The 25,654-nt window shown below is 67.8% G+C and carries 20 protein-coding genes; 4 read left to right on the top strand and 16 right to left on the bottom strand.

Annotated elements, in window-relative coordinates; all coding sequences use genetic code 11:
* From ACJA3G_RS05810 to ACJA3G_RS05860, 11 genes are all read right to left on the bottom strand, one after another.
* A partial coding sequence (locus ACJA3G_RS05810; RefSeq protein ID WP_406551790.1) for a cytochrome P450 occupies positions 1 to 618 on the bottom strand: 618 nt, incomplete at its 3' end.
* A gap of 325 nt (positions 619 to 943) precedes the next feature.
* A complete protein-coding gene (locus ACJA3G_RS05815) occupies positions 944 to 2,242 on the bottom strand; it encodes a wax ester/triacylglycerol synthase domain-containing protein (RefSeq protein WP_406551791.1) in 1,299 nt (432 codons plus the stop codon).
* A gap of 193 nt (positions 2,243 to 2,435) precedes the next feature.
* A complete protein-coding gene (locus tag ACJA3G_RS05820; RefSeq protein ID WP_406551792.1) occupies positions 2,436 to 3,608 on the bottom strand; it encodes a cytochrome P450 in 1,173 nt (390 codons plus the stop codon).
* A 252-nt stretch (positions 3,609 to 3,860) separates the two neighbouring features.
* A complete protein-coding gene (locus ACJA3G_RS05825; RefSeq protein WP_406551793.1) occupies positions 3,861 to 5,087 on the bottom strand; it encodes a beta-ketoacyl-[acyl-carrier-protein] synthase family protein in 1,227 nt (408 codons plus the stop codon).
* Positions 5,084 to 5,332 (bottom strand): phosphopantetheine-binding protein, encoded by a 249-nt coding sequence (locus ACJA3G_RS05830; RefSeq protein WP_406551794.1) that lies wholly within the window; start codon positions 5,330 to 5,332, stop codon positions 5,084 to 5,086. Before ACJA3G_RS05830 ends, ACJA3G_RS05825 begins: the two co-directional genes overlap by 4 nt.
* A 202-nt stretch (positions 5,333 to 5,534) precedes the next feature.
* On the bottom strand, positions 5,535 to 6,056 hold the full coding sequence (locus ACJA3G_RS05835; RefSeq protein ID WP_406551795.1) for a transposase family protein: 522 nt from the start codon (positions 6,054 to 6,056) through the stop codon (positions 5,535 to 5,537).
* Positions 6,057 to 6,309: 253 nt separating this feature from the next.
* Positions 6,310 to 7,431 carry an SDR family oxidoreductase gene (locus tag ACJA3G_RS05840; protein WP_406551796.1) on the bottom strand — a complete coding sequence of 374 codons (1,122 nt, stop codon included), beginning with the start codon at positions 7,429 to 7,431 and terminating at the stop codon, positions 6,310 to 6,312.
* A gap of 964 nt (positions 7,432 to 8,395) precedes the next feature.
* The gene (locus ACJA3G_RS05845) at positions 8,396 to 9,208 is read right to left on the bottom strand and encodes an amidohydrolase family protein (protein ID WP_406551797.1); all 813 of its coding nucleotides are present in this window, start codon (positions 9,206 to 9,208) and stop codon (positions 8,396 to 8,398) included.
* A 402-nt stretch (positions 9,209 to 9,610) separates the two neighbouring features.
* Complete coding sequence (locus ACJA3G_RS05850; protein ID WP_406551798.1) at positions 9,611 to 10,303, bottom strand: VOC family protein; 693 nt, start codon at positions 10,301 to 10,303, stop codon at positions 9,611 to 9,613.
* Between the two features lie 114 nt (positions 10,304 to 10,417).
* Positions 10,418 to 10,552 (bottom strand): hypothetical protein, encoded by a 135-nt coding sequence (locus tag ACJA3G_RS05855; RefSeq protein ID WP_406551799.1) that lies wholly within the window; start codon positions 10,550 to 10,552, stop codon positions 10,418 to 10,420.
* 525 nt (positions 10,553 to 11,077) lie between these two features.
* Positions 11,078 to 11,932: a methyltransferase domain-containing protein gene (locus tag ACJA3G_RS05860; RefSeq protein WP_406551800.1), complete on the bottom strand. Its 855-nt coding sequence runs from the start codon at positions 11,930 to 11,932 to the stop codon at positions 11,078 to 11,080.
* 41 nt (positions 11,933 to 11,973) lie between these two features.
* Here ACJA3G_RS05860 and ACJA3G_RS05865 point away from each other — a divergent pair, with 41 nt between their 5' ends.
* Positions 11,974 to 13,464 (top strand): PLP-dependent aminotransferase family protein, encoded by a 1,491-nt coding sequence (locus tag ACJA3G_RS05865; protein ID WP_406551809.1) that lies wholly within the window; start codon positions 11,974 to 11,976, stop codon positions 13,462 to 13,464.
* A gap of 390 nt (positions 13,465 to 13,854) precedes the next feature.
* On the opposite strand, the gene ACJA3G_RS05870 is transcribed toward ACJA3G_RS05865, so the two are convergent.
* The 4 genes from ACJA3G_RS05870 to ACJA3G_RS05885 form a co-directional block, all read right to left on the bottom strand.
* Positions 13,855 to 15,069 carry a hypothetical protein gene (locus ACJA3G_RS05870; RefSeq protein WP_406551801.1) on the bottom strand — a complete coding sequence of 405 codons (1,215 nt, stop codon included), beginning with the start codon at positions 15,067 to 15,069 and terminating at the stop codon, positions 13,855 to 13,857.
* A 151-nt stretch (positions 15,070 to 15,220) separates the two neighbouring features.
* Positions 15,221 to 15,559 carry a hypothetical protein gene (locus ACJA3G_RS05875; protein WP_406551802.1) on the bottom strand — a complete coding sequence of 113 codons (339 nt, stop codon included), beginning with the start codon at positions 15,557 to 15,559 and terminating at the stop codon, positions 15,221 to 15,223.
* A gap of 197 nt (positions 15,560 to 15,756) precedes the next feature.
* Positions 15,757 to 17,880: a PIG-L family deacetylase gene (locus ACJA3G_RS05880; RefSeq protein WP_406551803.1), complete on the bottom strand. Its 2,124-nt coding sequence runs from the start codon at positions 17,878 to 17,880 to the stop codon at positions 15,757 to 15,759.
* A gap of 425 nt (positions 17,881 to 18,305) precedes the next feature.
* The gene (locus ACJA3G_RS05885) at positions 18,306 to 18,953 is read right to left on the bottom strand and encodes a hypothetical protein (protein WP_406551804.1); all 648 of its coding nucleotides are present in this window, start codon (positions 18,951 to 18,953) and stop codon (positions 18,306 to 18,308) included.
* Positions 18,954 to 19,270: 317 nt separating this feature from the next.
* Here ACJA3G_RS05885 and ACJA3G_RS05890 point away from each other — a divergent pair, with 317 nt between their 5' ends.
* Positions 19,271 to 21,502 carry an FG-GAP repeat domain-containing protein gene (locus ACJA3G_RS05890; protein WP_406551805.1) on the top strand — a complete coding sequence of 744 codons (2,232 nt, stop codon included), beginning with the start codon at positions 19,271 to 19,273 and terminating at the stop codon, positions 21,500 to 21,502.
* Positions 21,503 to 21,891: 389 nt separating this feature from the next.
* On the opposite strand, the gene ACJA3G_RS05895 is transcribed toward ACJA3G_RS05890, so the two are convergent.
* A complete protein-coding gene (locus ACJA3G_RS05895) occupies positions 21,892 to 22,464 on the bottom strand; it encodes an RICIN domain-containing protein (RefSeq protein WP_406551806.1) in 573 nt (190 codons plus the stop codon).
* Between the two features lie 715 nt (positions 22,465 to 23,179).
* Here ACJA3G_RS05895 and ACJA3G_RS05900 point away from each other — a divergent pair.
* Entirely contained in the window at positions 23,180 to 23,506 is a 327-nt protein-coding gene (locus ACJA3G_RS05900) for an effector-associated constant component EACC1 (RefSeq protein ID WP_406551807.1), read from the top strand.
* The gene (locus tag ACJA3G_RS05905; protein ID WP_406551808.1) at positions 23,496 to 25,388 is read left to right on the top strand and encodes a caspase, EACC1-associated type; all 1,893 of its coding nucleotides are present in this window, start codon (positions 23,496 to 23,498) and stop codon (positions 25,386 to 25,388) included. Before ACJA3G_RS05900 ends, ACJA3G_RS05905 begins: the two co-directional genes overlap by 11 nt.
* Positions 25,389 to 25,654 lie beyond the last annotated feature (266 nt).

Raw genomic sequence — 25,654 nt, forward strand, 5'->3', positions numbered from 1 at the left:
CTTCAGGGGAGCATAGGCGCGACGGGCGACATAAGCGCTGAGGAGGGGGAGGGATCGGTGGATGGTGGGCACCGCGGCCTCCAGGTCGAGGCCGAAAAGGATCCGGGCAACGGTATGCAGGGCGAGCCGGTTCATCTCTTGGACGAGGTCGACTGTCCGGTCCTCGACTGCTCGCCACCGGGCGGCGATCAAATCGGCCTCGATGGTCATCGCGGTGGCGTAACCATCCACACGGCGTTTGTTGAACAGAGGTTGGACAAGGCGACGCTGGCGCACGTAATCGGTGTCCTGGCTGGTGAGCAGGCCGTTGCCGAACGTCTGACGGATCTCCTCGTACAAGGGGTGATCTTTACGGAAGTTGGCGGCCTGGGTGCCGAGGACCTGCTGGATACCTTCGGGTGAAAAGACAGCGTAGAAGACACTGCGGAGTCCGGGGGGTCCAGCCGTCAAGCGAACCACGTCGCCGTGTTCTCGCTGGGCTTTCATGAAGGTGCCCAGAGGGTCGCGGCGGAGGTCGAGGAGCGAGCCGATCACGGGGAGGCCTGCGAGCTCCGGCGGCGCGGACGGGGCGTCGAGGCATTGGGGGATGGGTTGGGGTGAGCGATTGATCACGGACATGATCGGATTCCTTTCCAGCTGGCCGCACGTCATATCGCGGTCCGGTTTGGGACTGTCGGGGCTTGATATGGCGTCTCCGCCTGGACTGCTTGTATGTGCTCCTGGTGATCGTGACGGAGAAGCTGAACACTTGGCCGAGAGGCCAAGGGTGACCGAACGCTTCTCGTTCCGAGACACCGTCATGGGTAACCCCCCACCGGGCTGCCCTCCAGTTCGCCCGGAACTCAGCCGACTCGAACCCCCTTGCTACGGCGACGATTTGGAATGGGTCTGTCCGTGACAGTTACTGTGGTCCCTAGGTGACGGTGATCTGTGCCGTTTTCGGTCACTTAGCCCTTTCGATCCCTGCCAGACTCTCGAGTTCGCGGGGGAAGGAATCGGTCAGCGCACGGGCGTGACCGGAGACGGTGTTGCTGATCGTGCACAGCGTGAATGTGCCTGAGCAGTTCATGAGGGAAACGGCGATGCCTCCGGGGGGTGGCATGACAGGGCAGGGAATCACGCTCGTGAGAGGCCTGCCGTCCAGGGACCATGTGCCCCGAGGCCATCGGAAGGCCGGGCAGCTCACAGGGAGGGCGCCGGGCCTGTTGCCCCAGGCAGCGATGGCGCGCAACGCCCATGGTCCCAATTTTGCTGCTGCGTCGATGCCTTGAGCGGCAGCTTCGGGCTTGTACTTGCCCAGTACGCCTTGGCAGGCAGTCAGCCGCTCTCGAGGATCGCTGGTGTCCACGGGCAGGGGAAACCGCACAAGAGAGACCATGTTGCCGAGCACCTCGGCTTCTTGCCGAGTGCGCAGATCTACGGGGAAGCAGCCGTACAGAGGACGTGGGGCGCCTGGCCATCGGTCTGGCTCGCCGTGGACATGGCGCAAGGTGCCGGACACGCCGGCCAGCAGAACCTCGTTGAGGGTCGCTCCGAGACCGGGCAGGGCCCGGCGTGCGGACCGGATCATCTCCGCGTCAATCTCTGCCCAGGCGAGGTCGGGTTGTGGCGCGCTGCCAAGGTTCACGGGGAGAGTCCGTCCCAGGCGGAGGCCGGTGCTCTGCCGAGTGGAGTCTGTGCTCGGCTGTTGCGCCCGTTCAGCGCTCAGCGGCACGCGCCGGGGCGCCCCCGATGCCTCACCGTCTCCATCGAACACACAGCCGTCGCCGTCCAGGAGTCGGGTAGCCAGGTGCAGCAGGGACTGTCCATCCAGCAGCGCATGATGGGCCGTCAGTACGAGGGCGAAGTGACTGTCGTCCACCTGTCGCACAACCCGCAGCTGCCAGGGAGGCAGCCCTTCGGGGAATGGACGGGTGATCAGCTCGCGGAGCAGCGCGGTCAGCCGCAGCGGGTCCTTCGCGCAGTCAACACTGAGGATGTGCCGCCGGGGATCGAGGCAGTCCGCCCGTTGCCAGTGATGGCGGCGCAGCCAGCCGAGTCGCTCCGGCGAGCTCAGAACCTGCCGCAACCGTGGAAGCCGGCCCCAGCGCTGAGCCACCCGGTCGTACAGACTCTCCTGGTCTGGCGGCTCGCCTGCAAAGAGAGCTGCAAGCGCGATAGTCGAGGGAACGCCTCGCCGACTGCACGACAACTCGTCGGTCGGCGCGAGCGCTGACTCCACGTTCATGGTTTTGGCGACCACCCTTGTATGAGGTCCGGGTTTCGAACTGCAGCTTGATTGGGCAGGCAGAGTTTGGTTGGTGCGGATTCACCCATTGTTGAGTTATTGAAGGTGTGGAACTCGATGGAAACTTCGGTCCGCGACCCCGTCGGGTGGCAGTGGCATCCGTTCGAGGCGGACAAACCGGAGCTCCGGTCCTCTGTGACTCACTCGCTCACCACTCCACGAGCAGTCGGGAAAGACCTCGTGTGGCCAGGCCTTCCTTCCATACCACGGGCCTGCCTGGCCCGGCGGCCAGTCGCAGGGCAGGGAACCGCCGTAGCAGCTGAGCGAGGGCGACCTGCAATTGCAGCTTGGCCAGCGTTGCTCCCAGGCACCGGTGCGCACCATGACCGAACGTCAGATGGGGAACGGCACGCCGGTCGGGCGCGTAGCTTTGCGGCCTGGTGAAGACTTTGCCGTCCCGGTTTCCGTGCATGAGCGAAACAACGACGGCCTGGCCGGCAGCGACTATGACCGTACCCAGTCGAACCGGTTCAGTTGCCACCCGGGCGAATGTCACCGGTGTGGCAGGCGTCAGTCTGAGTAGTTCATCGACCGCCAGGGGCAGTAGCTCCGGGTTCCCGCGCAGCCGCTCGTACTCAGCGGGGTCGGACAGAAGTGCATGAGCTGACAGCCCGATTTGGCCGGCAGTCGTTTCATACCCGGCCATGAGCAAGGTGAGGCCTATGGTGACAAGTTCAGACAGCGACAACTTACCCTGGTCGTGCAATCGGACCATGCTGGTGAGTAGATCATCGCCCGGGCTCTCTCGCTTGCGCCCGGTCAGCGTGGCCATGAAGCCGACCAGCTCGACACGACGCTGCAGACTCTCCTTGCTGGTGTTGCTCGTGATGTCGAAAAGCACTTCCACCAGGTCGCGGAAGCGTGCGTCTTCGTGCGAGGGGATACCGAGAAGTGAGCACAGCACACCGCTCGCCAGCGGCAGAGCCAGCCCTCCGATGAGGTCCCCGGGCGGTCCCATGGCGACCATCCTGTCGATGTGCTGAACGACCAGCCGCTCGATGGATGGGGCCATGAGGTCCACGCGCGGGCGGGTGAAGGCTCCCATCACCACTCGCCTCAACCGCTGATGTTCAGTGCCTTCCATGCTGACCATCGAATCCGGGGCAGGCTGAACCGCCATAAACTTCGGGGAATGGTCCTTGACTGCCTCGATCCGGCTGAACCTCTTGTCGGCCAGCACCAGCCGCCCCAGTTCATAGCCACGCACCAGCCAGACCATGTCGCCGGACGGCGCCTCAAATGGAGTAACGGCCTCTGTGCTGTTTTCCATAAACGTCGGCAATGGCCCCAACTGGTCCAGTCCGAACCGCCTCTGCGTCATCCACGGTCCTTCCTCGACGTGCGCAGCGCACCCTCGCGCAAGCATGAGTCGATCACGGCCCGATCCCTGCGGCTGGTCACGGCTCACCTGCCACCGATTTTCACACCTGCGGCCCCTTTGGGTCATTTACGATCCCGAGGTGCTGCAGTGTTGCGCGCGATCGGTCGACCGCCCGGCGCCTGTGCTGGAAATCGGTTCTCAATCTGAACGGCAGAGAGGATATGTGCCACATGCCGAGACGAACTTGAGGATTCAGCCCGCGGATTGAAAGACGAGGGACACGTTGTGGCCGCCGAATCCCATGGAGTTACTGACAGCTGTTTCAACGACCTGGGGCCGCGCTGACTTCATAACCAAATCGATGTCGAATTCCGGCGACAGCATATCGACGTTGGCTGTAGGAGGCACAATGGACCGTTCGATGCTCAGCACCGTAAGCGCCGCCTCGACTGCACCTGCGGCACCGAGCGTATGCCCAACTGCTCCTTTGGCGGATGTCACACTCACGCCGTGACCGAACATCCGACTGATCAAACTTGCCTCAGCGGCATCGCCCTTGACGGTCGACGTGCCATGAGCATTGACGTGGTCGACGTCTCGGGGCGTGAGGTCGGCGTCAGCCAATGCCGCAGCAACCGCACGCTCAGCAATTTCGCCTTCAGGGTGAGGTGAAGTGGGATGCAACGCGTCGGTACTCATTCCGCACCCCGTCAGCAGTGCACGCGCACGGACGCCCCGGGCCTCAGCCTGGACCTGCCGCTCAAGCACCAGGACTGCAGCCCCTTCGCCGATAACAAGGCCGTCACGGTCTGCGGCGAAGGGGCGCGAGGCAGCTTCTGGTTGGTCCGTCCTGCTGGACAGTGCGCCAAGCCGCTGAAGTCCGGCAACGATCAGGGGTGTGACAGCAGCGTCCGTACCACCTGCAAGAACAATGTCGCAGTACCCCGCATGAAGCCAGTCACGGGCGACGGCCAGCGCGCTCGCACCCGAGGCACAGGCGGTCAAGGGGGCAAGGCTCGGACCGCGAGCACCGTAGGCGATTGCCACCTCGCCAGCCGCCATGTTTGCCAGCATCGTCGGCAGGAGCGCTGAGGACACGGCGTCGGCCCCGGCCTGCCGCAACTGCGTTATTCCGGTCTCCCAGTTGCGTGCGCCGCCAAAAGCGCATCCGATAGCCACTCCGACACGTGCTCCGTCCCATGCACCCGGGTCCAGCCGGGCGTTCTGCAGCGCCTCACCTGCTGCCACGAGGGCCATCTGTACGGAGCGATCCTGACGCCAGAGTTGTCGCGCAAGACGACGGTCGGCGATGGTGAACTCAGGTACGCGGCAACTGATGTTGATTGCCGAACTCGCTAGCTCCTCGTCATGCGCCGCCATGGAATCGCCGCGACAAATCCTGCGCCAGGTGTCTTCGATCCCGATGCCGGCCGGAGTGAGCGCGCCCAAGCCTGTCACCGCAATGGTCTGACGACTCATGGAGTTGCTGCGGTTTCCCAGGAGGTTTCCAGCGCGGTGGCAATGTCCAACAGCGTTGTATCCAAAGTGAACTGTTCTTCACTGAACGGCGCACCGGTCTGATCCCGGAGGGTGATCATGAATTCAACCCGGCCAAGGGAATCCAGATCAACATCCTCCAACGTGACGTCGGGTGACAGCTCTGATTCTGGGATCCGGAACTTCTCTGTCAAGATCCCCACAAGAACATCGTATGCTTTGCTCATCGCGTCCCCTAAGACGACTCAAGCTAGTACTCTGCATGGCCAAGCTATCACCTTATGTCCCATTCGCTCGGACCCCGCGAGCGTAGCTCGTGTTGGCGACTATTGGCGGGACATTGGCTGCGGTGTGCGGTCGAGATCACCGGTCCATCAGAGGTAACCGGAAGGGGTGTTTAGACCGGACATTACTGGGCGCTCGCGTTGGTCACCTTGATTCCTCGTCTCTGCTGGCCGTTGCTCCGGTCTGCTGTGGGCGGGTTGGTGCGCTTTGACTGGTGGACTGGCGTTGGGGGCTGAGGTGAAAAGGTCTGGTTCGACGTAGGCGACGTCCCTGCGGCATACCGGTGGCCTTTCTGTCGCCCAGGCCGGTGGTGGTGCGCTCGATGAGCACGGCCCCCATCGCGTGGGGGAGTCGGCCTGTTCGGCCGGGAAGTGGGTGACTTCGCAGCCCTTGTCGCGCATCGCGCTGAGGGGCCACTGTGCCGGTCTCGGGGCGGAACACCGACAACAGGTGCAGTTGTTTGCCCTCGGCTTCGATCGCGCCGCACACAATCTTGCCCAGCAGGGCGGGAGGGGCGCCGCGTTCCCAGCGTACGGTCGCGGCGAGCTGGCGCGCGCCGCACATGACTGCCGTGGCGGCGGCCGACAGCAGGCCGGTGAGTGGGTAGCGGCAGACTTGCCTGCGGCGCGGATCCGGTACGAGCGTCAACGCGTCCAGCAGTGTCATAACCTCCCCGGATTCGACCAAAGTGCTCTAACCAAAGGCGGCTTCGAGGGCACCGAGGGTGCGGGCGAGATCCTTGATCAGGCAGGTTGGCATCTGGGCACGGTTCCTTCGGCTCACACTTTGAGTCCACGTGATCAACGATGGCCGTGCCTGCTGCGACAGCGGTACTGTCAACACCCCGCCGTGAACCGTGACCTCATCCCGCGATCCCAAAACGCACGCACACTGCCACTCGTTGGGGCGGCTGCATGTGCTAGGCCGACGCCAGATCGATTTCGCGGGCGGGGTGGCCGAGGTGGCGCAGGTGCCAGAGGTAGAACTCGGTGAGATCTGCGGTGTCGAGGGTCCAGGTGGTCAGTGCCGGGGTCGGCACGGCGGCGTGCAGCCTGCTCTGATCGAAGACCTTGGTTCCCGTCCAGTACGACTGGTAGAAGTCCATCTGACGTTCAATCAGGCGGTCGATTCCGGTGAAGGCCGTTCCGTCGAGGCAGTACTGCGGTGGTTCGAGGCCGACCAATTCGCAGATCAGGTCAAGGTTCGAGCCGAGTGGCAGCGGGGTCGGGTGGGTGAGGTGGAAGATGCCCGTGGCGTCGGTCAGGCCGAGTGACACGGCGTCGGCGACGACGAGGTCGACGGGGACGAAGTTGATCGGGACGGTGGGATCGGCCCGTAGTCGTACCCGCAGGTCGACCGTCGTGCCGGCGCGGGCCAGCCTGCGTTGCAATCGCGCAAGGCGGTCCTGGACCGAGTAGGCGCCGCTCAGACCTCCGGCCACGTGCTTGGTGACGCTGTGGCCGATGACGATGCTCGGACGCAGGATGCGTACCCGCAGGTCCGCTGCGGCGACAAGTGCCTCCCCGCAGGTCTTGCTCTGCTCGTACCGGTTGTTGGCATCACATTCGTCTGCGGGTTCCTCCATCAGGATCCCGGTGCGGCGACCGGCGACGTAGGCCGTGCTGACCTGGTTGTACGTCTCGCAGCCCAGCGCTCGGGCGAGATCGAGAGCGTTGCCGGTCCCGGCGATGTTGGTGCGCTGGAGCGACTCCCAGTACTTGTCCTCGTAGCTGAGATCGGCCGCGCAGTGCCAGAACTGCTCCGCGCCGCCCGGGACGAGACCGGGGTCCACTCCGCACCGGGGCGCGCCGAGGTCGAAGGGTGTGGCCAGGCAGCGGGCCTCGATCTGCCCGTCCAGCGAGTCGCCATGGCCGTAGCCGCGCGCCGCCGCCCGTAGCGCCTCGCTCAGACGGCGCTGCGGCTCACTGTCGTGTGCGCGGGTCGGACAGACGATCCGTGCGTCGGTGCGGCGTAGCAGTTCGATCACCAAGGCGCCGCCGACCAGGCCGGTGGCTCCGGTGACGACGTGCGTTCCGGTCATGGGTGGGTGGTCCTCTTCGTCGTGACGCGGTCGCCGCCCGGAGTGCCGCTCCGGGCAATACGTACATTTGCGGTGTGAATGAGCTGGATTCGCAAAGTATTGGGATTAACGTAAACGTCTGCCGATGCTTCCGGGCTATGTGTGGGTTACCGGTCGCACACAGATCACCCGAATTGCGTAGTCTTTTGGCATATATCGTGACGCCTCGAGTGAAGACCACATTTCTGTGCAGCCGAGTCGGCCCGCCACCCCCCGTCTGGCGACCGCCGTCGCCCGCCTTCCGCGCCTGCTGGCCGGCCGTGCACCTCCTGGCCCACCGTTGCCTCCTCGGGAGCGCGCCGCGCGCCGCACGGCAGCTGACCGTGCGCACCTGCCCGACCGCCGTGCACGTACGCGGTCCCGTGGTGGTGGTCGCCAACCACGCCAGCCATCTCGACGCGCCGCCGCTGCTCACTTCGCGGCCCCACCGGCTGGATCGCTGTCGCCGCCGCGACTACTTCTTCACCACCACGCTGCGCTCGGCCCTGATGCGATGGCTCCGCAGGGCCTTCCCCGTCCACCGTGAGCGGGGCATCCCCCCGGCGCACGGCCGACGCCCTGCTGGACGCGGGCTGGAGTGTGCTGCTGTTTCCCAAAGGCCCCGCTCGCGTGACGGTGCGGTTGGTGAACTGCGCGCCGGCGCGGCGGCCCTGTGTATGTGCACCGGTGTGCCGTGCCTGCCGGTGCGCGTCGACTCCCCGAAAGTAGAGCGTGTGCTCGCAGACGCTGCACTGGCTGCCGATGAACTCTTTGCCAGGCAAATGGAGTTGGCGACATCTTGACGCCTGCGTCGACACCATCTCGGTTGAACGAGATAGCCGCGGGTTATCCGTACCCGGAAGCTCGCTCTCGCCTATCGGGCCGCACTCCATCTTGCGGCGATCCTCAATGTGTTCCCGTTGCCGACCCGGCACCCCCGGCGCCCTCAGAGGCTGAAGACCCGTCGTGCGTTTCCGGACAGGAACAGCTCGGTGGCTTCCTCGTCCAGGCCGAGTTCACCCAGGTGTTCCAGCGCCTGGGCAGCAGTGATCATGGGGTAGTTGGTGCCGAACAGTACCTTCCTGCGGCCCCGGCCGCGCAGGTAGTCGACCAGCTCGCGCGGGTAGCGGCGGGCGGTGTAGGTGCTGGTGTCGATATACACGTTGGCATGTTTGTCGGCCACCGCGATCATCTCGGTGGTCCATGGGTAGCCGATGTGACCGCACACGATGGTCAGCTCCGGGAAGTCGAGCGCGACCTGATCGATGTACGGAATGGGGCGGCCGGTCTCGGACGGCCGGAGAGGGCCAGTGTGTCCGACCTGGGTACAGAACGGGATGCCGAGGTCGACGCAGGCCGCGTACAGCGGATAGTACAACCGGTCGGTGGGCGGGAGCTGCCACAGCCAGGGCACGATCCGCAGGGCCACGAAGCCGAGTTCCTCCACGGCCCGGCGCAGTTCCCTTACGGCCTGCACCGGCCGGGTGAGATCCGCGCCGGCCACCCCGCGCAGCCGCCCCTCGGACTCGGCGACAAACGCGGCCACCTCGTCGTTGCTGATCAGGGGACCCTGGGGCCCGTACCAGGCCGACGCAAGGCCGAGCTCCACATCAGCTTCCGCCATCGCAGCCACTGTGGCTGTGACCGGCAACGGCTCCTCCAGCAAGCCCCGCCCCGTCCACCGGCGCAGCGACTCGAACATCCCATGGTTGGAGTGACGGAGCGTGGGGTGCTGCATCCACGCATCGATGACCGGCATCAGGTCCCCTTACCTCTCTCGCGGCGCCGCTTGTCCCACCGACGGCGGCTAAGCGAATGCTTACCACGACGGTAGCCGGTGCGTGCTGCGCCCAACTACCCCCGACTGGTCTCGGCCCCACAGGCCAAGGAGACAGGCCCTTGGTTCCGGTCGCGTGACAGACCAGGAACGTGCAAGGGCGTGGTGGGGTTCGCCCATCCCCTCTACGGCCACTCGCCGCCCCCGGTGCAGCTTTGCCCACACGCGCGCCTTGAACCACTCGGTGAACCGCCGGAACGCGATCACACCTGACGGCCTCCCCCCGGTCAACGCGCCCGCCCACACGATCCAAGCAGCACGGCCCTTACGGGGCTACCGTCTTCGTCGTGGCCATCAACGAGTGGCTGTGACCAGCAGGTTGTGTCAGCTGTCCCGGCCCTGCCATGTGGTGACGCAGGCTTCGTTTCCCTCTGGGTCGGCAAGCACCCAGAAAGCTGGGGCACGGGTCGCGGACACGAGCCGCCCTCCAGCTGCCAGCGCGGCTTCGATCCGCCGGGGCGCCTCGTCATGCGGGACACTGATGTCGATGTGGATGCGATTGCGCTGCGTACGCGCGCGGTCCATTTGCTGGAACCAAATGGCCGGGCCCTGCCAGACCGGGTCGACGAGGGGATCTTCCGGCCCCTCGGCGCCCGCCTCGTCGGCGTAGCCCAACACCGCCTTCCAGAACGGTCGAATCCTGGCGATGCTCAGGGCATCGATTGCGATCTCCAGAACCTGGACGGACCGTGGCGCCTCCGTTCCGATTCCGGGATCCGGCAGGAACCCGGACTTCTCAGCGGTGGCGGAGATCCGACGCGCGAGTTCGACATCCCGGGTAGTAACGGCTGCGTGGTCCAACGACTGCAGGGTGAAGACGGCCAGATCGGGACGGACATCGACCCGGAGATGGCGATCGGCATCGTCGCCACACGCTGCGACAGCTTCCGCCGCCAAATTGATTGCTTGAGCCAACGTCCCGACCAGAACCGACGTTTGCAAGGCGCCCAGCAGGTAGCGCCACCCGTGATCCTGGACCGCCTCCGACGCTTCCTGCCGACTCAATATCTGCTCCATGACCGCATCCTTGCAGCACCGCCGTCAGCTCGGCCTGCCAGTTTGCGATACACGTCCTACAAGCGGCTCGGGCCCTGGTGGGCGGGATGTCGGAGGTTGCGACAGAGGCAGCTGTTATGGGCCGTTGATGACGGTGCCGGCCTGCGTGGTGCTGTGGGCGCTGGCCTGAAGGGCGATGGCACCCACGGTGAGACTGAGGGTGGCGACGGCCGTGGCGAGGATGGCGGCGGCTCGCTTGGTCATGCTCATGGTTTCTCCTTTGGAGGGGTGCCGGTGTTTCTGCCGACACGGTGGAGATCGTGGCGGGTTCGCCTAACCATCCACCAACACGCCCTTCAGACGCGTCCTGGCTGGTGGGCGAAGTGGCCTCCGTCGCTGGTCGCCCGAACTCTGTACGCCGCGTGCAGAAGGCAATGGGCTGACCAGCGGGCCCCCGGAGCGGTCGCACGCTCGCCTGCGCGGCGGCTTTCGCCACCCACACCGTCGCTACGAGCGCGAAACCGAGCGTTTCATGGCCTTCGTCGGCATCGATACCTCCCTCATGGGCGCAGGCGCAAGTGTGGGTCACTGCTGTGTGCAGGGCGACATAGTCACGCGGGCAGGGCCAGCCACAGCGCGGAGACTGCGCCCTGCGGCCGATCAGTCAGACGTAGCTGGATGACGATGAGCGGTCTGTGTCTGCGGCGACGCCGGGGGAGGGGTTCAGTCCTTGCAGGTTGCTTCCGAAATGGTGTGCATCACCTGTGGCACCAGTGTTGAGAGCGATAGTGATGGTCATTGGCCCACGGCGTCGCTGAGGGACGGATTTACGGCGACAGCCTTGAAGAACGTGTAGTGGAAGGTCCCGTTGGCCTGTGCGGTCCGGTGCAGGTCCGCGATCCCGCGATCCCAGTGTGCCGCGGTCGTGAGCCCAGCGGTCAGTGCCTCGTCCCGGACTGATTCGACCATGGCGATGAACGTGTTGCGGGTAAAGCCGTCGACCAATGCGGGGCGGGTCTGGTCGGCGTAGACGGTACGAGGACGCACCACGATGTCGTCGTATCCGGCCCGAGCCAGCAGCGGTTGCAGCTGTCGGCCGATCAGGGCATTTCCGCCGACGGCTGACTGGAGCTGGACCTGGCAGCCGATCACTGCTTGGGCGTACTCACTGGCGGGGTGGAACAGCGCCGAACCGTGATCCCCCTCGACCACCGTGATGGTGCCATCGGGCCGCAGCACGCGCCGCAGTACGGCCAGCGCCCGCCCGGGGTCCGACAGGTGCTCCAGGACGAAGCAGACGAAGACGTGGTCGAATTCCGCGTTGGAGAAGGGGAGATCTTCCAGATCAGCGTGATACCACTCCACATCCGCCGCTGGTGCCTGGGCCGTGACGCGGGCACGGGCCTGGGCAAGGGAGTCAGCGGAGTGGTCGACAGCGGTGATATGCGCCCCGGGACTGGCTTGGGCCAGGTGGACCGTCTGAGCACCGACCCCGCAACCGATCTCCAAGACGCGGCTGCCAGGCGGATAGGTCGTGCCCGCATGCACCAATGCCGCCAAAGTGTCCGCCTGGTCACCGAGCCGAGCCGCCTCGCGTTCGGAGTAACCGTGCACATAGTCGGCTGTTGCTCTCGCTTCAGGAGATGCCATTGCTGTATCCATACGGCCATCCTGCTGCGATTATTGGTCCGGTGAACAGGTCCAATCAAGGTCCAACTGACCAGTCCATAGTGGCTGGTTCCGATTTCTTGCAGCTCAACATCCGCGATGCGCCGGTGGGCAGGCGATCCGACTGGCTGGCTCAGCAACTTCGGCTCGCGATAGCGGACCGTCGTCTGCCGATCGGGAGCAAGCTGCCGGCCACCCGCGTTCTCGCCGGTGAACTGCGGGTATCCCGCGGCGTGGTCACAGAGGCATACCAACGACTCATAGAAGACGGGCACGCGGCAGGACACGGGCGCAACGGAACGATCGTCGTCGCCGCTCCCGCCATGCCGCCGGAGGTGCCCCCGACCAGGCAGGCCGCGCCTCTGTCGCCGGGTGCGTTGTTCGCCGCCGTACCCGGCGCGGATATCTTCGACTCGATGCGAGCGGTCCCCGCCCGGATCGATCTGTCGCCCGGCACGCCCGACCTTGCCGCGTTTCCGCGATCCGCCTGGCTGCGCGCCGAGCGCTCCGCACTGGCGAGCCTCTCGGCGTCCGACCTCGGGTACGGAGACCCGCGCGGGACACCGGCGTTGCGTCACGCCATCGCCAACTGGCTTGCCCGCAACCGCGCGATCAAAATAGATCCAAACGACATACTGATCGTCGCCGGCACCGCTCAAACACTCAGTCTGCTCGGGCAGGTGCTGCGCGAGCACGGGATCTCCGCGGTGGCCGTGGAGGATCCGGGATCACTCGGGGCCCGCCAGCACCTGCACAATCAGCGGTTGGACACCCCGCCTGTCCCGGTCGACTCCCAAGGCGTGCGCGTCGACGTGCTGCGCGACGTGGTCGCTCGAGCGGTCTTACTGACTCCCGCGCACCAGTTCCCGACGGGAGTGGTGCTCAGCGGGGCACGGCGTCGTGAACTGATGTCCTGGGCCACCGAAAACGATGGACTGATCATCGAGGACGACTACGACGCCGAGCACCGCTATGACCGGCCCCCGGTCCCTGCCCTGCGATCCGTACTCCCCGACCACGTCTGCTACGCCGGAAGCGTGTCCAAGCTCCTCGCCCCAGCATTGCGTATCGGCTGGGTCCTTGCACCGCCGAAGTACCGGGATGCTCTTGTCGCCGCCAAACGGTTCGCCGACCTGGGCAACGCCGCACTACCCCAGCAGGTGCTCGCACAGCTCATGGAATCAGGTGAGATGGAGCGTCAGCTGCGGCTCCTGCGCACACGCCACCGCCGTCGCCGGGACACCATGGTCGATGCGATCAGAACCCACCTTCCGGACGCGGAGGTGCACGGTGCCGCAGCGGGCCTGCACCTGATGATCACCTTCGACGCCGAGTTCGCCGATACCGACCTCGCTGCCGCTGCGCTTGCGCGGGGAGTAAAGGTGCAGCCACTGTCATGGCATAGCCAAGACTCACTACGCCCCGGCCTGGTCCTCGGCTACGCAGCGAGCGCGCCCGCCGCTATCAGTGAAGGTGTGGCAGTCCTTGGTGACGTCCTACGGCAGCTGCTCTGACAAGCCATTTCGTTGGGGGTGGACTTGCGGGATGCTGGCTGTCCGGCAACTCGGATTGTTGAGCGGATGGTGCCGGACGGTGTGTGGGATTGTTCCAATGGGTGGTGCCGCCGGCGCCTCTCCGGCCGCAGGGTGGTGGCGCCGTTCGCATGGGGATCGTGAGGTTCTGGCCGCGATCGTGTTCGTGGCCGCGTCAGGGTGCGTTGGCACTGCGGGCCGTGGTGGCATCCAAGGCCACCACGGCCCGCAGACACCACCCTGGCACCACGGCCTACCGCCGCCGACACCGGTCAGCCGAAGCACCCGACCAGTGTCGCCCCTGCCAGGGGAGGCCGCTCAAGCAGTGGCCCTTCCCGTCCTCACCGGACGGGAAGGGCCACTATTTATGGGTCAGGCCCGGTGACGTCGCCGGGCAGCGAAGCCCAGTGCTCCGGCTCCGCCCAGCAGGGCGGCGCCGGCCACGAGAGCGATCGTCGGCGTGCCACCACTTCCGGTGCTGGCCAGCTGCGCGTTCGCCCCGGACGGACCAGACAGCCCGCCCGAGCCCGCCGAGGGGGTCTGGGACGGTGAGACGGAGTGGACCGGGGTCGTGTGGGTCACGGTCGCGTTGACGGTGCCCGCAGTGGTCCCCGAGGTCCTGGCGGTGCTCTGCGCGAGCACCTGCACGACCGCCCCGGCACCGCAGAACGTGGTGCCGGTGAATGCCGTCGCTCCCTGGTTGACGAACACGCAGGGCTGCACGGTGGCCTTCCCGGCGGGCGTGTCCTTGCGGTAGGTCACCCGGACCTTGGCGGCCGTGCTGCTGTGCGCGGTGAGAGAGGCGTCCTTGCCGATCACGTTGAAACCGTAGACACCGGGCTCGGCGGGCGAGGTGACCGGGGCAAGGGTCTTCCAGGACCCTGCGCGCAGCACCTGCACAGAGGCGTACTTGCTGGTGAGCAGCGTGCCCGTGACGTTCTCGTATCCGGAGGCGGTGGGGTTGTCGACCGTGACTCCGAAGCCGACGGTGCCGCCCGCGGTCACCGTGGTGGGAACGCCGGAGAGCGTGGTGGTGAGGCCGTCGACCTTGATGGTGTCCTCGTCGTCTCCTGTGGCCGCTCCGGAGGCGCCGTAGGAGACGAGAGAGGTCAGTTTCAGGTGGTCGGTGCCACCGTTGCTGTCGCCGTTGTGCGGGGTGCCCAGGGGGACACCGATGCGCAGTTGCACGGTGCGGGACTGGCCCGCGGCGAGCGGGAACTTCTCCGGTATCTCGCCGGAGAACTCTCCGTCCGCGTACGTCAGCGGCACCTTCTTCCACACGGTGCCGCCCAGCTGGTACTCCAGGCTGACGGCGTTCGTGGGCAGGCCCATGCCGCCGTCGATCCGGTAGATCAGCCGCGCTGAAGACGTGTCGTAGTGACCGACGTTGGAGACCGTGGTGGTGAAGGCGACCGGCAGACCGGCCGCCCCGACCTCCGCGGGCGCGGCGGTGGCCACCGCCAGCGTCGGCGGGTTCTCATCGGCCGCCACGGCAGCCGGCGCGAGGGCTAAGCCCGCGGCGGCCAGCAGCAGAGCGGTCCCCGAGACCGCGACCGACGAACGAACCTTGTGCGTAAGCGAGTTCAACGTATTCCCCCATACTTTCCACGGTGCGCGGCATCTGCCGCGTCCGGTCACAGCAGCCCCTGTGCCGCTGTTCCGTAAGGTTGGACCCACCGGCGCGGCAGTCCGTTGTACTCCGTTGTGTAAGGGCCCTGTCACATATGTGACAGGAGTGTCACAGCCCCCTGAACCCGGTCGTCCGGTCCGGCAGCACAGCGCTCCTGCGAACCCGGTAGTCCTTCGACGCCGACGGACTGACCCAGGACATCACCCAGTAGCGCCGCGGGAAGTTGCCGAATCGGACCTGGCGACGGTGAAGTTCGCCCGGGCACGACGACACGGCGTGCGCGGGCGGGAGGTGCGGGGTGCTCATCGTCGACGCCGATGTCGTGTTCGTGGAACGCTGGCTGAGGGGGCCGGGGAACTGACGTGCTCGTGCGGGCAGGTCCAGCTCGTGAGCGCCGTCGTGGGTGTAGGCGGGGACGGTGCCGGTCGGCTTGCCGCCGAAATCCATCGTGGACCGTGGGCCGTTGCTCCTTCCAAAGTGACGTCGCGTCGATCGCCCCAGAATCCTCGTCGCGCTCCACGGCGGTCACGGCGAGGCCCTTCGGCAGGCCGAGGACGCGGGCCGGCCCGCCGAGAGCACGCACCAGACAGCCCGAGGCCGCCCTCAGGGCGACGACGCGAATGTGACGGCAGGCCCTGGCATGCCTAGCGCACGCGGATGAACTGGGACCCGCGCGACGCCGCCTCCGTCGTCCGTGCGCTTTCGCCCTGCTCAGCAGGCTGGGACGCCGGTACGGCCTGGACGCGCAGGGTCGCGTCGGGCGCGAGCCGGGCCAGGACGGGACGGTCGCCCGAGTCGGTCGCCAGGGAGACCGCGCCGACCACGGCGCCGGGGACGGTGCTCCACCCCGGGGTGCCGCCGGCGCCCAGGGTGACCAGGCTCGTACCGCCGTCGTTGTTGCGAGCGGCCAGCAGCACTCCGCCGGGTATGGACTCCAGAGCGAGCGGACCGTAACCGCGGCTGCCCAGGTCGGCGTGCTCGTCGCGCCACGCTCCGCCACCGGCGGGCAGGGTGCGCACGAGCACTCGCGCGGTCCCGGCCTCGCGGAAGGCGAGGAGGAGCGAACCGTCGGGCCGGGCCAGCGCCGTCGGCGGGTCGGCCGGGGCGGGCAGCCCCGTGGGGACGACCACGAACGGGCCTCCCGGGGTTCGCTGCGCCCAGTGGCGCACGGTGTGGTGGCCGGCGCCGAAGACGTGCACGATGCCGCCGGCGTCGGTGACGGCGCTCAGCCCCTCCTGGACCTCGGCGCCGCCCAGGTCCGACCAGTTGCTCCAGGTGCCGTCCGGCCGCTCGCTGCGGACGGAGACGCCCTTGGCCCAGGTGCGGGCGAAGAGCCAGGTGGTGCCGTCGGCGCCGCGCGTCACGACGGGCCCGCCGACGCGTCGGCCGCGCTCGGGGTCGCGGTCGGAGGTGCCCAGTGAGACCCAGGCGCCGAACGGCCCGCCCCGGTGGGTCTGTGCCGTCGTGACGATCTCACGCCGGTTGCCCGTCGCGCCCGCCCCGAGTGCGGTGATGCGCTCGGCGAACAGCTGCCAGCGGCCGTCCCGCGTCGGCGAGGCCGTCAGGCCCGGCAACAGCCCCTTGCCGACGAGCAGTTCGGGCGCCGTCCACTGGCCGCTGCCACGGGCGGTCTCCTGCCACATGGCGGCCTGCCCGCCCAGCACGGCGAACGCGGTCAGCCGCCCGTCGGCGTCCTGCCGCAGCTGCGGCGCGGCGGTGGGGTAGCGCAGCGAGGTGCGCTGGAGCCAGCCCGTGCCGTAGGAGCGGTCCCGGCCCACGTCGTAGTCGCCGCAGCCGCCGAACGCCTTGTCGTCGCAGCCCTGCGGGGAGCCCCCGTAGGCGTTGAGGACGTCGGCCTTGGCACGGACGGTCCGCGCGGGCAGGGCCTGCGGCCAGCGCTCGTTGTAGTAACCGCGGAAGGCGGTGACGGCGTGCGGGGCCCGGTAGCGGTCGAGCGCGGCGTAGGTGAACAGTGCGACGGCGGTGTGGTCGGGGTGGTCCGAGTAGCCGCGCTGGTCGTGGTGGGCGCGGTGCTTGGCGTTGCGGACCTGCATGTCCGGGTCGGGGTCCATGGTGCGTACGAGCGTGGGCCGGTAGCCGTCCATGAGCTGGACCAGCGCGTCTATCAGTCCGGCGCGGGTGACCCGGTGCGAGCTGCGCACGGGGGAGCCGGTGCCCGCCAGGGTCCGGGTGACCGCGCGAGGGTCCTCCCACAGACGCCGCAGGTCCAGGTTGGCGGCGGTGCCTTGGGCGACGGCGTGCTGGGAGACGCCGAGGAAGACCAGGCGGATGCCGGGGTGCTCGGTCAGTGCGTCCACTTCCACGGGAGTGCCGTCACGGAGGGTGCTGGCCTGCCGGGACCAGGGAGCCTTGGTGTCGCCGGTCGCCATCAGCGCGTAGGCCTGGCGCAGGCCCTGGCGGCGGGCGCCGGCGTAGTCGGCCACATTGGGCTTGGGGGCTTTACGGCCGGGGACCTTGTTGTAGCCCTGGGCTTCCCCGCTGGTCACATAGACGCTGACGAGCTGGTCGTTGGCGTCTATGGACTGCTGGAGCTCGGGGTTCATGAAGTACAGGTCGTCGTCCGGGTGGGCGACGACCTGCATGATCCGGGCACCGCTCGCCCCGTCCCGGGAGGCCTGCACCATGCCGCGCTGGTGGACCGGCGGGGAGACGGCGTGTGTCGACGGCGCGGGGGTGCAGGCCGATATCGCCGCCGAGAGGGCTATGAGACCGGTGAGGAGGACACGGCGGGCAGGCTGATGCGGCACGGGAGGCTTTCACGGTGAACGGGCGGGCGAGGAGACGGGCGGGACGCGGGCGAGCACGCCTCCGGGAGGAGGTGTGCACCGCACCTGGGCTGCCCGAGGCGTCGCACGGCGATGACCCGCCCCGTCCCGGCAGCGGGAGGTGGGTCGAGCCGATGGGCGGCGCCGGGGTGTGAGCGGCAGGGCCGACATTACGAAGAGCGCATGTAGGTATTCCGCCGGCGATGTAACAGTTGTCCGCACATTGCCATGCGAAGTTGTTAATTCGCGCTGGCCGGCGACGGTCTCGCCGAGCGCGGTCGCCTAGAAGCCGCGCGCCGGACGCAGGGCGGTGCGCCATGTCACCGCTGACCCGGCCGTCGCGGTGCGCTGCCCGGGCGCCCGGGCGCCCGGCGGCCGTGGCCCGGCTCCCCGGGAGGGAAGCGGACTCAGTCGCGAGGAGAGAGGCGGGCGCGTTCCAAGGCGCGCAGCGCGGCCTGCCGGTCCGCCACCGTGTACTCGTCGTCCCTGGCGTCGAGCAGCGCCGTGATGTCACAGGAGGCGAGGCGGTACGCCTCCGCCGCGGCCAGCAGGTCCGCCGCCTGCTCCCGGGACACCGGGTCGGCATCCATCAGCAGGCCCAGCGCTTCCTCGCGCGCCGCGAAGCGGCTCATGCCGCAGTCGAGGCCGTCGTCGCCGAGCTGGTCGGGATAGGGCGCGCGGGCCCAGGCGCCGTCCTCGTACCAATAGACGCAGCCGAGCTCGTTGCCCTCCAGCAGGCGACGCAGCCGCTCGAAGGGCAGCCAGTCCGGTGCCTGCGCCAGCATGTCGATGGCCGGGGTGTGCCATTTGACGCCGCTGGACTCGTCCTCGCCGTACAGCACATAGCGCTCGCCTCCCATGGGGGCGAGGGTCCACCAGGTGCAGCCGCAGTCGTCGAGGTGCAGCCCCCTGTCGTCGATCCAGGTGCCGGTGCGGTGGATGCCGTCCGACTCCGCGTCGGCGGTGGCTTCCAGTACGGCGACCAAAGCCCAGCGGGCCCACAGCAGTTCGGCCGCCGGCAGGTTCTCCGGCCTACCCGGCCTCTCGATCGCCACCCGGTTGCTCCTTCGCTCTTCGTACGATGCCTCCCGTGATCGTAGGACAGGCGCGCTTCGTCAGCGGCTGGAACAACTTCTCCTGTCGACCCTCGGCCGCACACCCCTGGCCGGCCGTGCTGGTGCACGGAGCTCGACCAGGACCCGGCGACCGACAAGCAGCGGTGAGCCGGTCGGCGCGCTGACGGCGCAGGTCCGTGGAGATCGTCGCCCCGGGTGAACACGAGCAACACATACGCCCTACAGTCCTGTTCGTATGTCTGACCGGGCGGCACGCGCCGACGCGCGTGCCGCTCGGCCCATCAGGAGGGACTGTCTTGGCTTCCGTACGCACCACCCGCCGTCTTGGAGCCTGTGGCGCCACCGTGCTCGCCGTGACGGTCGGCGCCGGTGTCCTGGCCTCGCCCGGGGCCGTGGCCGCGCCCGCCGCCGCGGCCGGGGGAGTGGTGTCCGCTTCCCAGGCCGACGAGGCGAAGCTGCCCGTCGGCGCCGAGGTCGTGAGCACCGGCGACACCGGCTACCTCACCTCTCGCCGGGACGACGCGGGCACCGCGATTCTGGAATGGCACAAGTACGGCGACGGCTCGGTGCTGCCGATCAACACGGGCACGCAGGGGTACGACAGCAACTCCGACATCGTCGTGACCGGCGACGGCGCAAGCATGGTCTTCCTGCGGGACATGAGGGAGGGCGGCACCTCTTCGACGTTCTTCGAGCTGGCGTCGGTGTTCAAGCCCGGGGCGAGGCTCGTCGGCGTGGTGGGTGACAACCTCTTCGTGAGCGTTCCCACGACGGGGGACTACCACGAGCTGTGGCAGCTCTCCAAGGTCAACGGCGTCGACCAGAAGACGAAGTTGACGTCACGCGCCTACGGACTTGATTACAAGGTCGTCGCCTCCACCGGCCACGACCTCCTCATCCTGGGCAGCGCCCGCGTGTTCTCGGGGCCGACCTACCGGACCGAGTACTGGAAGGCGCTCACGAACGTCAACAACCACGCGGTTGTCGACTGGGAGGGCGCGGAAAGCGTCGGGCCGTGGACCCAGGACTCCACGGGCGCGTACACCGCCGACTACAAGGCGTGGAGCGAGTACCCGGCCCAGGGCACACAGCTCGTCGTCTCGCCGACCGGTGCCCGTAAGACGTTCCCCATGGACAGCTCCCTCAGCCGCACCGTCATCGCGGGTATCGCCGGGAACACCCTGCTCTACGGTGTCCCGGGCAAGGCCGGCGACGAGGCGCAGGGCCCTCTGTACGCGCGGGGCATCAGCGACGGCAGTGCTCCGTACAAGCTTCTGGAGCACTTCTCCAGCGTGGCCCACGCACCGGACGGCAGCCTGCTCGTACGCGGTTCGACGGCCGGTTCCGACGGGCTGTTCAGGATCACCGACGGCGGTGCCGGCGTCCCGAGCGTGACACTCGTCGCGGACACGGGCTTCTCCCGGGACATCGTGGTGACGGAGTCGAAGGTGCCCACGGCGGTGAACCTGGAGCGGCCGGGCACCACCACTGCGATGCAGTGGACACTCTCCCGTCCCACCGCCACCGTGGACCTCACCCTCACGCACACCGCCACCGGCAGGAAGCTCGTCCGGCACCTGGCACAGCCGGTCGACGGCACCCGCTTCGTCTTCGACTGGGACGGGGCCCTGGACGGGATCAGCGCTCCGAACGGCGCGTACGACTGGCAGATCACGGCCACGCCCACGGACGGAACGGGCCGGGCGGTGACGGCCTCGGGCCGCCTGGAGGTCAACCCCCGGGCCAACCCGCACGACTTCAACGACAACGGCTCGACGGACGTCCTGGCGAGGGACGCCTCGGGTGTGCTGTGGCGAGATGACCTGTTCGACTGGCCCGCGGACGGCCGCGTCACCACCGCCAAGCGGACGAAGATCGGCGGAGGGTGGCAGATCTACAACCAGATCGAGGCGGCGGGAAACCTCGCGGGCCCCCCGACAGGCGACCTGGTCGCCCGGGACGCCTCAGGTGTCCTGTGGCTCTACCTGGGCAAGGGCGACGGCACCTTCGCGTCCCGTACCCAGGTGGGCGGCGGCTGGCAGGCCTACAACAAGATCACCGGTGGCGGCGACCTCACGGGTGACGGTCGCCCCGACCTCCTCGCGACCGACACCTCGGGTGTCCTGTGGCTTTACAGGGGCACGGGCAGCGTGTCCGCCCCGTTCGCCGGCCGCACCAAGGTCGGCGGCGGCTGGCAGATCTACAACCAGATCACCGCGGTGGGCGACATCGCGGGCGGCGCGGCGGGCGACCTGGTCGCCCGGGACGCCTCGGGCGTGCTGTGGCTCTACCAGGGCGACGGCACCGGAAACTTCGCCTCACGCGTGCGGATCGGCGGCGGCTGGAACGCCTTCTCCCAGCTCGTCGGTGCGGGCGACGTGACCGGCGACGGCCGCCCGGACATGGTCGCCTACGGTGCGAACGGTACGTACGTGTACCAGTCGACCGGTTCGGCGACCGCGCCCTTCACCCGTCAGTCGACCAACCTGTACGCGGGCGAGGGCGCCCAGTTCAACAGCGTCGCCTGAGTGTCGGCGCCGTGCGGCGCACACCGACCTCCATGGACGTGGGGCGCGGGACCCATTGCTCCGCGGCCGGGGAGGCGCTCGGTGTCCGCCGAGTGCGGTGTGGCCGCGGGGGTGGGTTGTTGTAGTAGGGGTGGACGAAGTCTGCCAGGGCCGCTGTCCGCGCGTTGCTGGATCGGTAGGTCCCCTGGCAGGCCCATTCCCCCAGGTGGATGCGGAGAGCGCGTATCCGCTGCCAGAAAGCGGTGGCCGTGTCCTTGCGTTCGTCGGTGAGGGCTTCGCTGTAGGCCAGGTGTCTGCAGACCGAGACGGTTGGCCTTCTGGACGAGGTAGCTGTCGCCGTCACTACGCGCCGGTCACGATGCCGGAGAGAGTGGTGCGCCTGCGGTGCTTCAGTCGATGGGCACGCCCACACGTCGCAGGATCCACCGTCGCGACTGGTCCGTGTCGCAGGTGAACTGGACGAGCCTGACGTTGTTCTCGGTGGAGACACCCCCGGCGACGGTCATGCACTTGCGGGTCTGCGCGTTCACGAGCTGGTACGAGCTGCCGTTCCAATCGGTGACGAACCAGCGGCGTGAGGGGTGTGTGTCGCAGTTGTACTGGACGAGTTCGACGTTGTTCTCGGTGGAGACGCCGCCCGCGACTGTCGCGCACTTGCGGGTCTCGCCGTTGATGAACTGCCTGCCATTGCCGTTGTTGGTGCTGATGAACCAGCGGCGTGAGGGGTGCGTGTCGCAGTTGTACTGGACGAGCCTGACGTTGTTCTCGGTAGAGACGCCGCCCGCGACCGTCGCGCACTTGCCGGTCTGCGCGTTCACGAGTTGGTACGTTCCCGAGATCCCTGCCGGGGTGTCAGGAGCGGTCGGGCGCGCGACCGCGGCATCGGGCCAGAGCATGACGCCCCCGGCGACCAGAGCTGTCGAGGCCGTCAGAAGACGGCGGGTCCGGTGGTGATTGCGCATAGTGGCGCTCCTCTCGTGACCTGCGAGGGAGGTGAGGAAACGACGTTGGCTCGTCGAACAGGCCTGTTCCAGGCTCTGCGACGGTGGCTGACGGACTCCAGCCGACGGGGGCCCACCGCTAGCGGTGCGGGGCACTCCATTCCAGGGAAGCACGGCTGACACGGATCAGCATCTGGTGCCGAACCAGCGATCCCGGCGCTACCCTGTGCGCGCGCACGTAGAGGTGCGCGGCTCCCGCTTGTGGGTCTGCCTGGCCGTGGCGGTGATGGAGAGGGGGGGTCGCCCGTCGCCCTCGGCGCCGAACGGTGGGCCGCCGGGACCCGCGCCCCGCCGGTCTCACCAAACGCGCGGTATGGATGTCATCGCCGACGGGGTGTCCGCCACGAAACCGGTCATGGCCGCTGCGGGGCACCCCGGTTCCCACAGGGCCGCGAGCCACGTGCCAGCTGAAGTTCGGCGCCAGCTCCTGGACAGCATCAGAATCGCGCTTTTCTGCATCGCCGACAGTCGTGTGCGGACAATTCATGGACGGTTTTGTCCTTGCGGCGTACCGTGGCCGCGGCACCTCTACCGTCGAGGACTCATCCGCATCTGCGGGCGGGGATGGATGAGCCGAGGCGCCGGTCTGGGGTCTCCAGGGCCAGGGCGGCGATCGGCGGCGGCATTTTGTTGGCGTTTGCTGGTGGACCGAAGGCCAGGTGCGAAGGGGGCGCAGATGGGTACGGTCGAGGTCTCGACGGAGGATCCGGACGATTTCGACATCCTGTTCGGTGAGCTGCAAGGCCGCAGTGGGATTGCGGTGGATGCCGTGCCCGCGCCGATGCAGCCCGAGGACCTCGGCACGGCGGTGGACCTGCTGACGGCAGCGTGTGCGTCGGGTGGTGCTGTCGCGGTGTTCTTGGGCGTCGTCAAGTCGCTGCTGGACTCAAGGGGGCCGGGCTTCGTCATGAAGGTGCGGCACGGCACTGTCCGGTTGACGATCACCGCCGAAACCTTCGAAGAGGCCCGCCCGGTGCTGGAGGAATGGCTAGGTGGAGCGTGACCTGAGCAGCTCCCGCGCCATCCTGATCGGCAACGGAGCGTACGTAGATCCTGGTCTCCCGAATCTACCCGCCGCCCAGTGTGTCAGCGCGATGGCCGATCTGCTGACCGGCGAGCTGTGCGGATGGCCTGCTTGGCGCGTGACGTGCCTGGTGGACTTGGCGTCGCCGGACGCGCTGGCCCGAGAGGTGATCAAGGCGGTCAGTGACGTCCAGGGCACACTGCTGGTGTATTACGTCGGCCATGGACTGCGCACCAGCGAGGGGCAACTCGCCCTGACCGTGGGCGGCACCGACCCACGTTGGATAGCGCTGCCCTACACCGCCATGCTTTACGAGAATCTCGCCAAGATTCTCCGCGGTTGCCGGGCGGAGACCAAGCTCGTCCTCTTGGACTGCTGTCATGCCGAACTCGCCACCAAGTCCAATCACGTGTTCCAGTCGGCCGACGTCGAAGAGGCTCACCCGGTCGAGGGGCTATACGTCATCGGTGCCAGCGCCAGCACCAAGAAGGCCAAGACGCCCGTCAACGGGACACTCACGTACTTCACCAAAGCCTTCTTGGACATCGTGCGCAACGGCATCCGTGAGGTATCGGCGCCGCGCCTGCGCCTGGACCGGATCTTCCTCGAACTACACGCCCGGTTACGGGACGCGGGACTACCCGAGCCAGTGGAGAGCGGAGCCCGCGGGGCTCACGGGTTCGTGTTCGCCAGCAACGCCGCCCACCCCGACCACCCGAGGAAGCCGCCGGAACCATTTCCGCAACCTGCGGCTGGACGGTTGCCCCTGCTGGACCGGCGCACGCTGCTGAGCGCCGTGGGCGCCGCCGGACTGACCGTCACCGACACCGTCCTGACGCTCACCCACCGTCCTGCCGGCCCGGCGACGACGTCAGATCGCGGAGCGCCGAGCAGGACGTCGACCGCGGCAGCAACCTCGTTGGGACAGCCGCTCCTGGGCCACACCGACCGCGTCTACTCAGTTGCCTTCCGGCCAGGCGGGCATGTCCTGGCCAGCGGCAGCGCCGACCAAACCGTCAGGTTCTGGGACCTGGCGGATCCACTGCACCCCACGCCCATCGGTCTCCCTCTCGACGGCCACACCGACACGGTCTATTCGGTGGTCTTCCACCCCGGCGGCAACCTGCTGGCCGACGCCGGCGCCGACCAGAAGGTCCGGCTGCTGAACGTCACCGTCCCCGCGAAGCCAGCCGTTGCCGGCCGGCCTGCCACCGGCCATACCGACGCCGTCTTCTCTGTGGCATTCAGCCCCAGCGGGGACCTGCTGGCCGGGGGCAGCGGTGACCGCACGATCCGGCTGTGGAACGTGACCGACTCCGCGCACCCCGCACTCGTCGGCACACCCGTCTACGGACACACGGATGCCGTCCTGTCGGTGGCCTTCAGCCACGACGAGAGCGTCATGGGCAGCGGCGGGTCGGACCACGCGGTCCGGCTGTGGAACGTGGCGGACCCTCTGGCGCCCATCGGCCCGGCACTGCCCGGCCACACCGACCGCGTCTACAGCGTCACCTTCAGCCCGAACGGCCACCTGCTGGCCAGCGGCAGCGGTGACAGAACCGTCCGCCTGTGGAAGGTCACCGACCCCGCACGCCCGGTGCTCCTCGGCAACGCAACCGAACACAAGGATGCCGTCAACACTGTTGCCTTCAGCCCCAGCGGACAGCTCCTGGCCAGCGGAAGCAGCGACAACACGGTCCGACTGTGGCGCGTGAGCGAATCCGCTGGCCCGGTCGCCATCGGATCTCCCCTGACCGGTCACCACGGTGCCGTCTACTCTGTGGCCTTCAGCCCGGACGGAAACCTGTTGGCCAGCGGCAGCGCCGACCAGACCATCCGCCTGTGGAAACTGACGCGCTGAGCGATTGGCAGTCCATTGCGGCCGGTCAGTCGGAGGCCCGGGGCCAGGCACGTGCCCGAGGAGCTCGCGGCGTACCGAAATGGGACCGCACGATGGCCGCAGGCGGGAGGTTGACGAGGCCGTCTGCCGATCAGGCCGTCGGCATGACGGCCCGGCGACCTTCCACTTGGGTCGCGCCGGTATCCAGCTTGCACTACACGGGTCTGGTAACCGTGTTGGCGATCTGACTGCCGGGCCCCGGTGGGGCGGGTGTCAGGGGTGTGCAC

Origin of the sequence: Streptomyces sp. YS-3, from assembly GCF_045257485.1 — a bacterium.
Classification (GTDB): Bacteria; Actinomycetota; Actinomycetes; order Streptomycetales; family Streptomycetaceae; genus Streptomyces.

Bases quoted from the DNA above. Each gene is read 5' to 3' on its own strand.
- ACJA3G_RS05820 (WP_406551792.1), bottom strand. From the start codon at position 3,608: ATGACGCAGAGGCGGTTCGGACTGGACCAGTTGGGGCCATTGCCGACG.
- ACJA3G_RS05825 (WP_406551793.1), bottom strand. From the start codon at position 5,087: ATGAGTCGTCAGACCATTGCGGTGACAGGCTTGGGCGCGCTCACTCCG.
- ACJA3G_RS05830 (WP_406551794.1), bottom strand. From the start codon at position 5,332: ATGAGCAAAGCATACGATGTTCTTGTGGGGATCTTGACAGAGAAGTTC.
- ACJA3G_RS05835 (WP_406551795.1), bottom strand. From the start codon at position 6,056: ATGACACTGCTGGACGCGTTGACGCTCGTACCGGATCCGCGCCGCAGG.
- ACJA3G_RS05840 (WP_406551796.1), bottom strand. From the start codon at position 7,431: ATGACCGGAACGCACGTCGTCACCGGAGCCACCGGCCTGGTCGGCGGC.
- ACJA3G_RS05845 (WP_406551797.1), bottom strand. From the start codon at position 9,208: ATGCCGGTCATCGATGCGTGGATGCAGCACCCCACGCTCCGTCACTCC.
- ACJA3G_RS05850 (WP_406551798.1), bottom strand. From the start codon at position 10,303: ATGGAGCAGATATTGAGTCGGCAGGAAGCGTCGGAGGCGGTCCAGGAT.
- ACJA3G_RS05855 (WP_406551799.1), bottom strand. From the start codon at position 10,552: ATGAGCATGACCAAGCGAGCCGCCGCCATCCTCGCCACGGCCGTCGCC.
- ACJA3G_RS05860 (WP_406551800.1), bottom strand. From the start codon at position 11,932: ATGGCATCTCCTGAAGCGAGAGCAACAGCCGACTATGTGCACGGTTAC.
- ACJA3G_RS05875 (WP_406551802.1), bottom strand. From the start codon at position 15,559: ATGGATTTCGGCGGCAAGCCGACCGGCACCGTCCCCGCCTACACCCAC.
- ACJA3G_RS05895 (WP_406551806.1), bottom strand. From the start codon at position 22,464: ATGCGCAATCACCACCGGACCCGCCGTCTTCTGACGGCCTCGACAGCT.
- ACJA3G_RS05900 (WP_406551807.1), top strand. From the start codon at position 23,180: ATGGGTACGGTCGAGGTCTCGACGGAGGATCCGGACGATTTCGACATC.